The sequence below is a fragment of the Mesorhizobium sp. GW821-FHT07A06 genome, from assembly GCF_059419085.1.
In genome coordinates this window covers 247755-262657 of the sequence record NZ_JBWKRC010000004.1, presented here as the reverse complement: position 1 = coordinate 262657, position 14903 = coordinate 247755, and the positions used below count along the sequence as shown (strand labels likewise).

Annotated in this window: 12 protein-coding genes; 2 read left to right on the top strand and 10 right to left on the bottom strand. The window is 63.0% G+C overall.

What is annotated here, in order from left to right; genetic code table 11:
- Positions 1–89: 89 nt before the first annotated feature.
- On the bottom strand, positions 90–1184 hold the full coding sequence (locus AC07SZ_RS15510) for a trypsin-like serine peptidase (RefSeq protein ID WP_494914925.1): 1095 nt from the start codon (positions 1182–1184) through the stop codon (positions 90–92).
- A 401-nt stretch (positions 1185–1585) separates the two neighbouring features.
- Here AC07SZ_RS15510 and AC07SZ_RS15505 point away from each other — a divergent pair, with 401 nt between their 5' ends.
- The gene (locus AC07SZ_RS15505; RefSeq protein WP_056577857.1) at positions 1586–2683 is read left to right on the top strand and encodes a S1 family serine peptidase; all 1098 of its coding nucleotides are present in this window, start codon (positions 1586–1588) and stop codon (positions 2681–2683) included.
- A 91-nt stretch (positions 2684–2774) separates the two neighbouring features.
- Here AC07SZ_RS15505 and mgrA read toward each other — a convergent pair whose 3' ends face one another.
- The 7 genes from mgrA to AC07SZ_RS15470 all read right to left on the bottom strand — a co-directional run bounded on the left by mgrA (position 2775) and on the right by AC07SZ_RS15470 (position 10158).
- Positions 2775–3821, bottom strand: coding sequence for an L-glyceraldehyde 3-phosphate reductase (gene mgrA, locus AC07SZ_RS15500; RefSeq protein WP_056577860.1), 1047 nt, complete (start codon positions 3819–3821; stop codon positions 2775–2777).
- 139 nt (positions 3822–3960) lie between these two features.
- Complete coding sequence (locus AC07SZ_RS15495; protein ID WP_494914923.1) at positions 3961–5100, bottom strand: Gfo/Idh/MocA family protein; 1140 nt, start codon at positions 5098–5100, stop codon at positions 3961–3963.
- 11 nt (positions 5101–5111) lie between these two features.
- Complete coding sequence (locus tag AC07SZ_RS15490) at positions 5112–5858, bottom strand: sugar phosphate isomerase/epimerase family protein (RefSeq protein WP_056577864.1); 747 nt, start codon at positions 5856–5858, stop codon at positions 5112–5114.
- A 51-nt stretch (positions 5859–5909) separates the two neighbouring features.
- Complete coding sequence (locus AC07SZ_RS15485; RefSeq protein WP_494914920.1) at positions 5910–7013, bottom strand: ABC transporter ATP-binding protein; 1104 nt, start codon at positions 7011–7013, stop codon at positions 5910–5912.
- Positions 7014–7015: 2 nt separating this feature from the next.
- Positions 7016–7951 (bottom strand): carbohydrate ABC transporter permease, encoded by a 936-nt coding sequence (locus AC07SZ_RS15480; protein WP_056577868.1) that lies wholly within the window; start codon positions 7949–7951, stop codon positions 7016–7018.
- Positions 7944–8837: a carbohydrate ABC transporter permease gene (locus AC07SZ_RS15475; protein WP_056577870.1), complete on the bottom strand. Its 894-nt coding sequence runs from the start codon at positions 8835–8837 to the stop codon at positions 7944–7946. Before AC07SZ_RS15475 ends, AC07SZ_RS15480 begins: the two co-directional genes overlap by 8 nt.
- An 82-nt stretch (positions 8838–8919) precedes the next feature.
- A complete protein-coding gene (locus AC07SZ_RS15470; protein WP_056577872.1) occupies positions 8920–10158 on the bottom strand; it encodes an ABC transporter substrate-binding protein in 1239 nt (412 codons plus the stop codon).
- Positions 10159–10551: 393 nt separating this feature from the next.
- Between AC07SZ_RS15470 and AC07SZ_RS15465 the strand changes: the two genes are divergently transcribed.
- Entirely contained in the window at positions 10552–11595 is a 1044-nt protein-coding gene (locus AC07SZ_RS15465; protein ID WP_172372129.1) for a LacI family transcriptional regulator, read from the top strand.
- 58 nt (positions 11596–11653) lie between these two features.
- On the opposite strand, the gene gnd is transcribed toward AC07SZ_RS15465, so the two are convergent.
- On the bottom strand, positions 11654–13078 hold the full coding sequence (gnd, locus tag AC07SZ_RS15460; protein WP_494914918.1) for an NADP-dependent phosphogluconate dehydrogenase: 1425 nt from the start codon (positions 13076–13078) through the stop codon (positions 11654–11656).
- Positions 13079–13258: 180 nt separating this feature from the next.
- Positions 13259–14887: a copper resistance CopC/CopD family protein gene (locus AC07SZ_RS15455; RefSeq protein WP_494914917.1), complete on the bottom strand. Its 1629-nt coding sequence runs from the start codon at positions 14885–14887 to the stop codon at positions 13259–13261.
- Positions 14888–14903 lie beyond the last annotated feature (16 nt).

Genomic DNA, 14903 nt, shown 5'->3' with positions numbered 1-14903 from the left:
CCTCGTGCAAGAGAAGCCCGTGCGGAACGATCGGCACGAGGCGACGGGATTGACCCGCCGCCTCTTTTTCGCAACCGCGCGGGCGCGTGTTATTTATACAGGCTGTTGATCCACTGGACGTTCGCGGCGTTCAGGCGCACGGCGGTATTCGCGTCGGGGCTTTCCGCCACGTTGACGCCGGTGATGATGCGCTGCTTGGAGTTCGTGTCATAGGCATAGACCGAGCTGCCGCTCGACCCCGGGAACGTATCGCAGTCATACTGGAAATATTCCGGAGCGATGTTCTCGGCACGCACTTCGCAGCTTGTCTTCCACATCGTGCCCATCGGCTTGTCGCCGGGGTAGCCGACGAGATTGGCGGTGAAGTCGCCGAGATCGTCATAATTGGCATAGCCAAGCCAGCCAAGGTTGGTGCCGACATCCTGCTTCAGCGTGATGATGCCCAGGTCCCACGGAATCACCGAGCCGTAATAGCCCTGGTAGTTGTCGATGAAGCCCTGCAGCACATAGGCGCTTTCATAGGAGAAGGCACCGAAGGGGGCGTCGTCGGCAGTGCTGCCATTGAGGCCCGGCACGAACAGATATTCCGAGAGCCAGTCCTTGTCCTCATGGCTGTAGAGGCAGTGCGCCGCGGTGAGCACCGTGCGCGGGCCGATCAGCGTTGCCGAGCAGCTGCCATAGCTGCCGGTCTTCGGCGATTTGGCTTCGAGATAGCCGATTGCCGAGAACGGATAGGTCTTGGTGTTCCTGACCTGCTCTCGGTCATCAGGGCCGAAAACCTGTCGGCCGGCTTCGCCTTCTCCGAGCCCGGGATCTTCGGTCTTGCGCTCGACCCCATCCGCTCCATTGGCCGGAGCGTTCAGCTCCTTGATGATGAGATCGCGCAGAGCTTCGCTCGGCTCGATCTTGATCTCCTTGCCATCGGCGGACCGTCCGACGATGCCATAGGATTTGACAGCCGTCGCCTCATCAGCAAGCGGCGCGGCGCGGCTGTCTTCGTCGGTAAGCTTCGGCGTGGTGATCGGTTTTGCCCGACCGGCCTTGAAGTCGCCTGAAGATACATCCCGCATACTTTCGCCACTACCGGCACTGGCGGAGCCAGGATCGGCGGCGAAAACCGGGACCGTCCACATTGCAGTGGAAAGCAATGCGGACACCATCATGAGGTTTGTCAGTTTTGTCATGGTGAGACTCTCCCAAAAGTCAGCAAGGACTGGATCAAAATACAGAAATATTGTCGAGATCGTGGTGACGCCGGAAAAATGAGTTTGCTCGCCAGCATCTCCTGCGAGCGTTCTTCTAGGCTGTCATTTTCAAGGCCCCCGCCAAAAAAAATTCTGCACGGATATACTGCCTAAAATAATCCAAGATCGGCAATGACAAATCGCTTCCACGTAGCCCGTGGGGGGCTATAGGATTTTGTGCGGGTTCTGCTCGCGGGCACGGTTAGCAAAAGTGGGATTCGGTTTTGTGACCGATCGCGCGCCGTTTCGATGCGGCGCGCATGCGGATCGTCGAACCGGCAACACCTCCTTGCACAATGCCCTGGGCCGATCCGCATGGGAGAGTTGCTCAGGAGGTTCAGGTGCACATCACAAATCTGTTCGGGCCAATCGCTGCCGCGTCGCTGCTCGGCGTTGCTGCTGCGGTTGCATTCATCAACACCGTCCGGGCGGACGAGAGCGCCGTCAGGCCGGAGGCGGCCGTCTCGCCGATGCAGCGGGTGACCGATGCCAGGGCCAAGGCAGCGGCGGAGAACCCCGACGGCGCCGACCGCGTCTATGGCGGCAACCAGGCCGAAAAGGGCGCCTATCCGTTCCAGGTCGCACTCCTCACCACCGCCAGGCTGGACGAGAACCCGGCCTCGCAGGCCAATGCGCAATTCTGCGGCGGCAGCTTGATCGCGCCGCAATGGGTGCTGACGGCGGCGCACTGCCTCAACGACAAGGGCGAGCCGATCTCGCCGGACTCGGTCACGGTGCTGACCGGCGCCACCGACCTCAGCGAAGGCACGCGCCACAAGGTGGTGGAGGTCATCGTCAACGAGGGTTACAGCGAGCAGACGCTCGACAACGACCTCGGCCTGCTCCGGCTTGCCGAGCCGGCCGACGCGCCGACCATCAAGCTTACGCGCGAGGCGACCCCCGACAACGGCAAGACCACCGTAACCGGCTGGGGCAAGATGCAGGACGGAACGTTCCCGACCACGCTGATGGTCGCCGATCTCGATCTGCAGCCGAACAGTACCTGCAACAGCGGCATCAAGGCCATCTACGCGCATGATCTGAAGGCGGCACTTGGCGATCTGTCCCACCGCATGCGCTATTCCGAAAAAGGCATCGATGCCGCCGCCGATGCGATCGCCGCCGACATGACCGATCCGCTGACCGGCAACATGATCTGCGCCGGTACCACCAGTGGTGTGCGTGATGCCTGCAACGGCGACAGCGGCGGCCCGCTGTTCATGACCGGCGCCGACGGCCCGGTCCAGGTCGGTGTCGTCAGCTGGGGCGAAGGCCCGGCCGACGGCAGCGCGGCCTGCGGCCACAAGGACGCCTATGGCATCTATACCCGGCTGGCCAATTACAGCGGCTGGATCGAGGCGAAGATGAAGACCGCGGCTCCCGCGCCGGCAAAGCCGAAGGCAGGGCTGGGTACGGCCCAGAAACCAGCGACGCCCTGAAGCCCGGCCATGTGCGTCAACGTGAAAACGGCGGGACATGTCCCGCCGTTTTGTTTGCCGGCTTGCCAGGCCAGCCTATCTCCTGGCGAGGCTACTTTCTCGCAGGGCCTTTGCGCTCGGCGGAGGCCGCCCACAGATTGATGTCGGATTCGCGCGCGTAGCTATCGATCTCGGCCAGTTCGGCATCGCTGAAGTCGAGCACCTTCAGCGCGCCGACGCAGTCCTCGACCTGTTCCGGCCGGCTGGCGCCGATCAGTGCCGACGTTACCTTGCCCTTGCGCAACACCCAGGCCAGCGCCATCTGCGCCAGCGTCTGGCCGCGCCTGCCGGCAATGACGTTGAGCGCCTTGATGTTGGTGACGGTCTTGTCATTGATGAAAGCGGTCTTCAGCGATTTGCCCTGCGTGGCGCGGCTGCCCTCGGGGATACCACCGAGATATTTGTCGGTCAGCATGCCCTGGGCCAATGGCGAGAACACGATCGAGCCGACGCCGAGCCCCTCAAGCGTGTCGAGCAACCCGTCTTCCTCGACCCAGCGGTTCAGCATCGAATAGCTCGGCTGGTGAATGACGCAGGGCGTGCCGAGCTGCCTCAATATGTCCGCCGCCTCGCGGGTGCGCTGCGAGTTGTAGGACGAGATGCCGGCATAGAGCGCCTTGCCTGAGCGCACCGCATGGTCGAGCGCCCCCATGGTTTCTTCAAGCGGCGTGTCGGGATCGAAGCGGTGCGAATAGAAGATGTCGACATAGTCGAGCCCCATCCGCTTCAGGCTCTGGTCGAGACTGGCCAGCAAGTATTTGCGCCCGCCCCATTCGCCGTAAGGCCCCGCCCACATTTCATAGCCTGCCTTGGTCGAGATGATCAGCTCGTCGCGGTAGCCGGCGAAATCGGTGCGCAGGATTTCGCCGAAGGCGGTCTCGGCCGAACCGGGCGGTGGTCCGTAATTGTTGGCGAGGTCGAAATGGGTGATGCCGAGATCGAAGGCCTTGCGCACGATCGCCTGCTTGGTCCGGTGCGGCGTGTCATTGCCGAAATTGTGCCACAGACCGAGCGAGATCGCCGGCAGCTTGAGGCCGGAGCGTCCGCAACGGTTGTAGATCATTTTTTCATAGCGATTTTCGGCGGCGACATAGGGCATGGGGAAAGATCCTCGAATCTGAACAGACCGGGCCAGCCTCATCACACCGCGGTAAGCTGGCTCGGCGCCCTACCCCTTTATCCTCTCCCCAAGAAAACGGGGAGAGGGACAGATCAAAATTATCGATAATCTCCGCAGCCTACTTCTTCGCCAGCAGTTCCTTGGCTGCCTTGACGCCAAGCGCGGCCGGCCGCTCGCAGGTCGTCTGCATGACGACGAATTTTCCCGTCTCGCCGGAACGCAGGATGCCGGTCATGACATCGACGGCGTGCAGCGCCAGTTCCATTGAACAGCGGTGCGGCCGCCCCTCGACGATCGCCAGCGCCATGTCGGCGAGGCCTGACGTGCGGTAATTGGCCATCATGCCCTGGCCGTGCATTTCATTCGGGACGCCAAGCGGGTGCTTCCATTTCGGCAGCTTCTTGACCGGCTTGCCCTCTTCGGTGAAGCGTACGTCGCCGCCGAAGAAGTTCGGATCCGGCACGAACACCGTGCCCGCCTCGCCATAGAGCTCCATCGGCGCGTGGCCATGGGCCCAGACATCCCAGCTGGTGTTGAGCGTCACCACGGCGCCGTTCTCGAATTCCAGAACGGCATGAATGGTGGTCGGCGTGTTGACCGGGATTTTTTCGCCCGCGCGCGGTTTCGATGAAATCGTCCGCTCCTTGGCAGGCGTCGTCGCGAAGGCCGCCACCTGCTTCACCGGCCCGATCAGCTGGATCAGATTGGTGATGTAGTACGGCCCGATATCGAGCACCGGTCCGGCGCCCGGCTGGAAGAAGAAATCCGGATTGGGGTGCCAGTGTTCCATGCCGTGGCCCATCACATGGCAGGTGCCGCTGGTGATCTTGCCGAGCTTCCCCTCATCGATCAGCTCACGCACCAGCTGGTGCGCGCCACCGAGGAAAGTGTCGGGCGCCGAGCCGATGCGCAGCCCCTTCTTCTCGGCGCGCGCCTTGAGGTCCTGGCCCTCCTTGAGCGAGAGCACGAACGGCTTTTCCGAATAGACGTGCTTGCCGGCGTCGAGCACCTGTTTCGACACCTCGTAGTGCACCGCCGGGATCGTCAGGTTGACGATGATGTCGATGTCTTCGGCCTTGAGCAGATCCTCGACAGTCTCGGCGCGCAGCTTGAACTCCTTCGCTCGCGCCCTGGCCGCGTCCATGTTGATGTCGGCGCATGCACGCATCTCGATGCCGCGGAACAGCGGCGCCAGCGTGAAATACGCCTTCGAGATGTTGCCGCAGCCGATAACGCCAATACCCAGTTTCTTTGCCATGGTGATCGGTCCTAGTAATTCTTGACGGTTGCGATCGAACGTCGGGCGAAACGCTCGATGTCGTTTGGATTGTCCTGTTCCATGACAAAGTATTTTGCCGCGCTGCTGGCCCGCAGCAGCTTGATCAGGCCGGCCCAGTCGATGGTGCCATGGCCGACATCCGACCAGCCGTCCTCATCCAGGCCTTCGCCCGGCCTGGCGATGTCCTTCACATGCACGGCGACGATGCGCTTGCCATGCTTTTCGATCCACGGCACTGGATCGGCGCCGCCGCGCACCACCCAGGCGAGGTCCATCTCCCAGCCGACACCGGGGGCGGAAGACAGGATGTGATCCTGCGGCACCGAGCCGTCGGCAAGTGCCTTGAACTCGAAATCATGGTTGTGCCAGGCAAAGCCATAACCGGCCTTTGAGGCCGCTTCGCCAACCCTGGCCAGGCGCTCGCCGAAGCCGCGCCAGCCGGCAGCGTCCGACGGCCTGCCCTCCGCAACCAGATAGGGGCAGATCAAAAGCTTGATGCCGAGCGCCTCGGCGATCCTGCGCACGCCGTCGAAATCCTTCTCCAGCGCATCGATGGAGAAATGCCCGGTCGGCATGGAAAGGCCATTCCTGTCGAGTTCGGCGCGGAAGGCCTTGGGATTTTCATAGACGCCGCCGAAGCCTTCGACTTGCGTGTAGCCGAGCTTGCCGAGTGTGGCGAGCACGCCCTCCCAGGGTTGGAAATTGCGGGCGCTGTAAAGTTGAAATGACCAGTTCATCGTCTCTGTCCGTTTGCTTGTGGAGTGTCTTTGGAAGGATGGCTTTGGAAGCTACATGCGGCCGCCGGATGGGGTGTCGAACAGCGAGGCGCGGGCCGGGTCGAAGCCGATCCGGACCGGATCGCCGGTGCGCAGCGTCTTTTCCGCCTCGACGCGGAAGGAAAAATTACGGCCGCCGAGCTTTGTCCACACCAGTGTATCGGAGCCCATCGGCTCGACGATCTCAACCGCCGACTCGGCCGTGAAAGGCATTGCCCTGGCCGCATCTCCAAAGGCTATGTGCTCGGGCCTGATGCCGAACACGCAGGACTTGCCGGCGCTGCCGCCATCCTTGTCGAACTCATATCGGTCGAGCGGTATCGAAACGCCATCGGCGGCGAATACAGGGCTGTCGCCCGCTTCCAGTTGGCCCTCGATGAAATTCATCGCCGGCGACCCCAGGAACCCGGCGACAAACCGGTTGACCGGCCGGTTGTAGATGGTTTGCGGCGCGTCCAGTTGCTGGATGACGCCACCCTTCATCACCGCGATGCGATCGGCGAGCGTCATCGCCTCGATCTGGTCGTGGGTGACGTAGATCATGGTGTTCTGCAATTTGCGGTGCAAGAGCTTGATCTCGACGCGCAGTTCCGAGCGCAGCTTGGCATCGAGATTGGACAGCGGCTCGTCGAACAGGAAGACGTCGACATCGCGCACCAGTGCCCGCCCGATCGCAACGCGCTGGCGCTGGCCCCCGGAAAGCGCGGAGGGCTTGCGTTGCAGCAGCGGCTCGATCTGCAGGATCTCCGCGGCACGCGCGATACGCCTGGCGATCTCGTCCTTGGGCACGCCTGCGACACGCAGGCCGAAGGACAGGTTCTTCTCCACCGTCATTTGCGGATAGAGCGCGTAGGACTGGAACACCATGCCGATGCCGCGATCCTTGGGCTCTTCCCAGGTGACGTTCTTGCCCTTGATGAAGACGCGGCCCTTCGAAATGTCGAGCAGCCCGGCAATGCAGTTGAGCAAGGTCGACTTGCCGCAGCCGGAGGGGCCCAAGAGCACGATGAACTCGCCCTCGGCGATATCGAGATTGAGGGTCTGCAGAACCGACACCGCGCCATAGTTCAGCGACAGGTCCTGGATCGACACGCTGGGGTTTGCGATTTCGGCCATCCTTATCCTTTCACCGCGCCAGCAGCGATGCCACGCACGAAAAGCCTGCCGGAAATGAAGTAGATGACGAGCGGGACCAGCCCGGTCAGGATGGTGGCCGCCATGTTGACGTTGTATTCCTTCACGCCCTGCACCGAATTGACGATGTTGTTGAGCTGCACCGTCATCGGATAGGTGTCGGGGCGCGTGTAGACGACACCGAACAGGAAGTCGTTCCAGATGCCTGTCACCTGCAGGATGACGGCGACGACGAAGATCGGCAGCGACATCGGCAGCATGATCCGCAGATAGATGCCCCAGAAGCCGGCGCCGTCGACACGCGCCGCCCGGAACAGCTCCTCCGGCATGGAGGTGAAATAGTTGCGGAACAGAAGTGTCAGTATCGGCATGCCGAAAATCGAGTGGACGACCACCAGTCCGCTCAGGCTGCCATAGAGCCCGATCTCGCGCAGGATGATGACGATCGGATAGATCATCACCTGGTAGGGGATGAAGGCGCCGACGATCAGGATGATGAAGAAAGTGTCGGCGCCCTTGAAGCGCCAGTTTGCCAGGGCATAGCCGTTTACGGACGCAATCGCGATCGACAGGATCACCGAGGGGACGGTGATGCGGACGGAGTTCCAGAAGCCGCGCGAAAGCCCGTCGCAATTGAGGCCGGTGCAAGCCGTCGACCACGCCTTGACCCACGGCTCGAAAGTGATCTCGAGCGGCGGCGAAAAGATGTTGCCGAGGCGGATTTCCGGCATGCCCTTGAGCGAGGTGACGATCATCACATAGAGCGGCAAGAGGTAGTAGAGCGCCACGACGATGAGCGTGCCATAGAGAAAGATGTTGCGGCGAGAGAACATGTGGCGCGGCTTCGACCCGCTCGGCCCCGAGGCATCGGCGCGAATGGCGCCGGACGGCGCGGACAGGGAGACGGCATGGTCAGACACGCTTCCTGCCTCCGAATTCGAGATAGGCCCACGGGACGATGACGATCATCACCGAGAGCAGCATCATGGTCGAGGCGGCAAAGCCCTGGCCGAGATTCTGGGCGAAGAACATGTAGTCGTAGACATATTTTGCCGGCACTTCGGAGGCGATGCCCGGCCCGCCACTGGTCTGGGCGACGACGAGGTCATAGACCTTGACGATGCCCGACGCGATGATGACCAGCGTGGTGATGAAGACCGGCCGCATCATCGGGATGATGATGAACAGATAGGTCTTCCACATCGGTATCCCGTCCACCCGGGCGGCCTTCCAGATATCCTCGTCTATGCCGCGTAGGCCGGCCAGCATCAGGCACATGATGAGCCCGGTGCCTTGCCAGAGCGCCGCGATCGATATGCCGTAGATGACGATGCTGGAATCGTAGAGCGGATCGAAATTGAAGCTCGTCCAGCCAAGCCTTCGTATCACGCCCTGGATTCCGAAATCCGGATTGAGCAGCCATTGCCAGACAAGGCCGGTCACGATGAAGGACAGCGCGAAGGGATAGAGGAAGATGGTGCGAAACGTGTCCTCGAAGCGGATCTTCTGGTCGAGCAGCGCCGCCAGGATGAAGCCGATCACCAGCGAGAACACCAGCGAGATCACGCCGTAGATCAGAAGGTTCTCGATCGAAATCAGCCAGCGTGGCGTCGCCCACAATCGGTAATACTGGTCGAGGCCGACGAAATTCAGCCGCGGCAGCAGCTTCGAATTGGTGAAGGAATAGAGCACCGTCCACGCCGTGCCGCCGACGAACACCACCAGCGCGGTGAGGATCATCGGGATCGAAGCGATCTTCGCATTGAGATTGCGAAAAAGCTGGTTCGGGCGTTCGCTCTTGCTCATCTCGCCAGCCGCGTTGAAAAGGGAAAGGTGGTCACTCCCGGTCCTGCGCTTGCAAGACCGGGAGTCGGGAGGACCCGGGCGGTCAGTCAGCCGAGGCGATGATGGCGGCGAAGCGCTTCTGCGCCTCTTCCACGGTCATCTCCGGCTTGGCGAAGAACTCGGAGAACAGGTCCTCCTTCTGCTTCTGGCTGTCCTGCGAAAGCAGCTGGTCGGTCCAGGGGATGACCGCGCCCTTGGCCAGGATGGCGAGGCCTTTCTTCATGCAATCGTTGGCCGCGTTGAGGTCGACGTCGCCACGCACCGGCAGCGAGCCTTTCTTGAGGTTGAAGGCGACCTGGGTCTTGGGATCGAGCAAGGTCTCGGCCAGCACTTCCTGCGCCTTGGCCTTGTCGCCATCCTTGAGCAACGGGAAGTAGAAGGCATCGCCACCCGTGGCGATGACCTCGTTCAGGCCAAGGCCGGGAAGGCAGGTATAGTCCTTGCCGGCGGTCTTGCCGGCGACCTGGAACTCGCCTTGCGCCCAATCGCCCATGATCTGGCCGCCGGCCTTGCCGGTGATGACCATGTTGGTGGCCTGGTTCCAGTCCTGCACATTGGTGTTCTTGGCCATCTTGCGCGCATCGTCGGCCGCTTTGAACACCTTGGCGACTTCCGGACCGGCCGCGAACTTGGCGTCCTTGTCCTTGTAGACCTTGAGGAAGGTGTCGGTGCCGCCGACCGCGGCAAGCAGCACGTCGAAGGCGCCGGACGACTGCCAGGCCTGCCCGCCCACCGCCAGCGGGACAATGCCTGCCTTCTCCAGTGCCGGCGCGGCCGCCACATACTCATTCCAGTCCTTCGGCACCGGCACGCCCGCCTTCTCGAACGCGGCGTTCGACAGCCACAGCCACTGCCAGGAATGGATGTTGACCGGCACGCAGTAGATCTTGCCGTCGATGGTGCAGCTGTCGAGCAGGCTCTTCGGCCGCACGACCTCGGTCCATTTGCCCTTGGTGGCGACATCGGTCAGGTCGCGCATCAGGCCGGCCTGCACCAGTTCCTCCGCTTGCCGTCCGTGATTGAACTGGGTGGCGCCCATCGGGTCGCCGCCCGTGATGCGGCTGATCATGATCGGCCGCGCGGTGCCGCCGGACCCGGCAATCGCGCCGTCGACCCAGTGATTGCCGGTGGCATCGAAAGCCTTGGCGAGTTCGGCGACCGCCGCCGCCTCGCCACCGGAAGTCCACCAATGAGTGACTTCCAGGTCCGTCGCCGCTGCCGGGCCGGCGAACTGCAGCGCGGCCGTTGCCGCCAGCGCGGCGGTCAGAAATTTGTATCGCATTTCGGTTCCTCCCAGAATCTGAAACGTTACAGATTTTCGATACGGCAATTGCGCGGATGGCGCAACCCCAGGCGTGAAGCCGTCGGATATTTTTTCGAGTCGCGAATAAAATACCTCTATCGGCTGCTTCATTGTGCGTCGCGATATGAGCAATCGCAGAGCAAAACAGGCCGTGGCTCATGAAAATCGCCGGAAACATGCCGAAATGGCGTTTGACCTTGGATTCTCAAGGGAATTTCACGGGCGTCCAAATTCGTCATCGGCGCAACGCGATTGGCAATCTGTAACGTTTCAGTATATTGACGCACTGCCGGGCTTGAAATCGTGCTTCGCGGCAATCGCGAAGATTGCCGGGCCGCCCGGCGACTGCTATGCGCCTGACGGGCGGGACGAATGGACAGACAGCGTACGGACAAGAACGAGGAAGCGTCGGCGCAGGAACGGCCGACGTTGAAGACGCTCGCCTTCATGACCGGGCTCGGCGTCACCACTGTGTCTCGTGCGCTGAAGGACGCGCCGGAGATCGGCGCCGAGACCAGGCGGCGTGTCCAGCTCGTCGCCAAGCAGATCGGCTACCGCCCGAACCGCGCCGGCGTCAGGCTCAGGACCGGCAAGACCAATGTGATCAGTCTTGTGCTGAACACCGAGCACGAGCTCATGAGCTTCGTCTCGGATATCATCTATGGCGTGACCGAGGTCATCGCCGACACGCCCTACCATCTGATCGTCACGCCATATTCGCGTTCGCAGGATCCGCTGGATCCGGTGCGCTATCTGGTCGAGACCGGCTCGGCCGACGGCGTCATCATCTCCCGCACGCAGCCGAACGATCCCCGGGCCCGCTACATGCTGGAGCGCGGCATTCCCTTTGCCACGCATGGCCGCACCGACATGGGGCTGGTGCATCCCTATCATGACTTCGACAACTACGCCTTTGCGAACGAGGCTGTGCGCTATCTCGCCGGCAAGGGCCGCAGCCGCCTTGCCCTTGTCACGCCGCCCGTTGGCCTCACCTATTACGGCCATACGGTGAACGGCTTCGTCGATGCTCTGAGTGAAGTCGGCGCCAGCGAGGTGCCGTTCAACACCGTTTCCATCGATCAATCGATCGAGCAGATCAGGATGAGGACCGCGCAGTTGATGCGGCGCAAGGACCGGCCGGACGGTTTTGTCAGCAGCGCCGCCGCCGCCACGCTCGCCATCGTGGCCGGCATCGAGGATTCCGGTCTCAAGCTCGGCCGCGACGTCGACGTGGTGTCGAAACAATCCTCGGAGCTGCTGCATTTGTTCCGGCGCGAACTGCTCGTCGTCAACGAGAGCTTCCGGCTGGCCGGCTCCGAGCTTGCCCGTGCCGTGCTCGGCTGGATCGGCGGCGCCGCACCCGGCTCATTGCAGACGCTGAGCAAGCCAAGCGAGGTTCTGCCCTATCGCGGCTGACTTGGCCCGACCTGAGCATCCGGCCAGGCCAAACCGCAATGTCCGGGCCGGCCCTGCTTCAGCCAGCCGCGCCGCTGCCCCAGGGACCGTGGAAGGCACCTTGCTCGCCGATGCGTTCGAAGCCGTGCGCGCCGAAGAAATCGCGCTGCGCCTGGATCAGGTTCGAGGTGCCGCGGCCCTGGCGATAGCTGTCGAAATAGGCAAGCGCGGAAGACAGTGCCGGCACCGGCGCGCCGGCTTCGGAAGCCCTTGCCACGATACGCCGCAGCGACGGATGCGCTTCCTGCATCAAGCCGATGAAAGCCGGCGCCATCAAAAGGTTGGTCGAAGCGCCGCTGCTGAAGGCCTCCGCCATCGTATCCAGCATCTGCGAACGGATGATGCAGCCGGCGCGCCAGATCTTGGCGATGGTCGGCATCGGCAGGTTCCAGTTGAACTCCTTAGAGGCGCCGCTCATCACGGCAAAACCCTGCGCGTAGGCGGCGATCTTGCCGGCGAACAGCGCCAGTTCGAGGTCTTTCAGCAGCGCGTCCTTGTCTCCGGAAATCTTCGACACGCCGATAGCGCCATAGGCTTTTTCCGCCGCCAGCCGCTCATCCTTGATCGACGACAGAACGCGCGCCGCCACCGCGGCCTCGATCGCGGTTGCCGGAATGCCGAGCTGCTGCGCCTCGATGACGGACCATTTGCCGGTGCCCTTCTGGCCTGCGCGGTCGAGGATGATGTCGACCACGGGCTTGCCGGTCTTGGGATCGTCGGCCGCCAGCACCTTGGCGGTAATCTCGATCAGGTAGGAGTTGAGCCGGCCCTTGTTCCAGTTTTCAAAGACCGTGCCGATCTCCTTCGGCCCCATGCCCAGGCCGTCGCGCAGAATGCCGTAGATCTCGGCGATCATCTGCATGTCGGCATATTCGATGCCGTTGTGGATGGTCTTGACGAAATGCCCGGCACCGTCGGTGCCGAGCCAGGCGGCACAGGGCTCGTCCTTGAACTTGGCGGAGATGGCGGTCAGCACCTTCTCGACACGCTTCCAACTATCTTCCGTGCCGCCGACCATGATCGACGGGCCATGGCGCGCGCCCTCCTCGCCGCCGGACACGCCCATGCCGATGAAGGTCAGACCCGAGCCGGACAGCTCGGAGAAGCGCCGCATCGTATCGCGGAAATTGGCATTGCCGGCATCGATGACGATGTCGTTGTTGGACAGCACGCCGCGCAAGGCTTCGATCTGTTCGTCGACCGGCTTGCCGGCCAGCACCATGATGATGATCGGACGCGGCGGCCGGATCGCCGCGGCTAGTTCCTCCAGGCTGTAGCAGGGGACAACCATGTCCTTGAGCGCGCCGGCATTCTCGACGAAAGCGTCGGTGCGCGCCCGGGTGCGGTTGAAGACGGCGATGCGGTGCCCGTGCTCGGCGATGTTCAGCGCCAGGTTGGAGCCCATCGTGCCAAGGCCGATCAGACCGATTTCGGCTTGTTCCATCGTTTCTTCCCTGCTTTCGGATCTTGTTGGTTGGAGCCCGCGATTGGGTGGGATGTCCACTCTTTCCGAGATGCCCATTCTTCCCAAGATGATTGACGGGCCTTTCGGGCCGCGTCAACCGCCTCGCCTATTTGTGCTGCCTGCAAGACCGGGCCGCGTCGCAAGCGGCCATATAGACCGTCATGGCCTGATGTCCACCGGCGCTTCGATCTTCACGATCTCGAAGTCCGAGACCAGTATGTCGAGGCGCACCGTCCAGCGGCCGGGAATCGGGATGACGAGGTTGTCCACGCGCCAGCTGCCGTCGCCGGGTTTGGTCGCCGCGCGCTTCAGCGGTTCGATGCCGGAATCCGGTTTCGACAGCACCAGCGTCACTTCCTTGGCGTCAAGCGGCCCGAAATCGCCGGTCATGATGACCATCGAGGCGGCGACCGGACCGGCATGGCCCGGCGTGATGCTGAGATCGGCCATCGCCTGCAGCGTGTGGATGTGAATCGAGACCGGCTGCGCTGCCGCAATCGCCAGCGCGCGCGGTGGTGGCGTGAAGCGCCAGCCGGCAGCAACCCCGAAGATTGCCAGCACGATCAGCATTTCGGCGCCGATCGAGCGGGTGAGCCTGCGTTGCACCTCCGTTGATCCCGCCTCGGCCGAGGCGGTGAGCCTCCAGCGATTGATGGCGGCCAGCGTGAACAGGAAGATCAGCAGCACGAGCTTGACCAGCAGCAGCCGGCCATAGGCGGTGCCGATCAGCGCCGAGGGCGTCTGCACCTGGATGACGGCCAATACGATGCCCGCTACGGCGAGCATGGCCACGGCAGGCAGGATCGCCCGGGAGAAGCGACGCAGGAAACCGACAGCGTCGGTCGTCCGGTGCTTCAGCGCGAGACCGAGCGGCACCAGGGCGCCGGCCCAGAAGGCGATGCCGGCGCCATGCACAAACACCATGGGCCGCGTCAGCCATTGCGGCTCGGCCGCGCTGGCGTGGCCGCTGGCGGCAAGGGCGACGCCGACGCCGGCAAGGCCGGCAAGGGCAAACGGCTTGGCGGCCACACGCGGTCCGGCCAGCGACAGCAGACCGAGACCCAGCGCGATCAGGGCGACCAGCACGGTCCAGCCAAAGCTAGTGCCCAGCCCGTTTCGCCAGATCACCGGCTGCGCCAGATGGCTGAGCGGCGCTCCCAGCGCATCGAGCCCCTGAAAGCCGAGCGACAAGGGTGCCGCTACCAGCCCCCACAGGATCGCGGCCATGACAAATCGCTGACCGGCGCGGCCATCCCCGGCCAGCCAGGCAAGGGCAAAAGCGCCGCCGACACCGAGGAAAAGGCCCGCATAGAGGAGGACCTTGCCGATCCAGATCGCCGATCGCTGCGGCCAGTCGACCGCTTCGGACACGACGGGCGGCTCGCTTGGCGCGCCGACGGAAAACAAGAGCGAGCCGCCGACCGGATGGCCGTCGGCGGAAATGACACGCCAGCTCAGCACATGCGTGCCGGATTTGAGGGCCTGCGGATTGTCGACCTCGACCGTCTGGTCGCTGAGGCGGAAGGACGTCAGCGCAACCGGCGTGCCGTCGGGCTTCACCAGCGTCAGCACCAGGGGCGAAACCGGTTCGCTGAAGGTCAGCGAGAACTGCGCCGGAGCCTGCGCCAGCACCGCACCGTCTGCCGGGTCGGTCTTGATCAGCGCCGCATGGGCAAAGGCCTGACTTGTCGAAGCAATGACAATGAACGCCACGGCCAGCAGCCCGCAGGCAATCCAGCCTACGAGCCTGCTGGTGGTATCGGCCATCCGAAACGGTATTGCGGTCATGCCATGCCATGGGATG

Coding starts and splice junctions, on each gene's coding strand:
- AC07SZ_RS15510 (WP_494914925.1), bottom strand. CDS start 1,184: ATGACAAAACTGACAAACCTCATGATGGTGTCCGCATTGCTTTCCACT.
- mgrA (WP_056577860.1), bottom strand. CDS start 3,821: ATGCCCTATGTCGCCGCCGAAAATCGCTATGAAAAAATGATCTACAAC.
- AC07SZ_RS15495 (WP_494914923.1), bottom strand. CDS start 5,100: ATGGCAAAGAAACTGGGTATTGGCGTTATCGGCTGCGGCAACATCTCG.
- AC07SZ_RS15490 (WP_056577864.1), bottom strand. CDS start 5,858: ATGAACTGGTCATTTCAACTTTACAGCGCCCGCAATTTCCAACCCTGG.
- AC07SZ_RS15485 (WP_494914920.1), bottom strand. CDS start 7,013: ATGGCCGAAATCGCAAACCCCAGCGTGTCGATCCAGGACCTGTCGCTG.
- AC07SZ_RS15475 (WP_056577870.1), bottom strand. CDS start 8,837: ATGAGCAAGAGCGAACGCCCGAACCAGCTTTTTCGCAATCTCAATGCG.
- AC07SZ_RS15470 (WP_056577872.1), bottom strand. CDS start 10,158: ATGCGATACAAATTTCTGACCGCCGCGCTGGCGGCAACGGCCGCGCTG.
- AC07SZ_RS15465 (WP_172372129.1), top strand. CDS start 10,552: ATGGACAGACAGCGTACGGACAAGAACGAGGAAGCGTCGGCGCAGGAA.
- gnd (WP_494914918.1), bottom strand. CDS start 13,078: ATGGAACAAGCCGAAATCGGTCTGATCGGCCTTGGCACGATGGGCTCC.
- AC07SZ_RS15455 (WP_494914917.1), bottom strand. CDS start 14,887: ATGACCGCAATACCGTTTCGGATGGCCGATACCACCAGCAGGCTCGTA.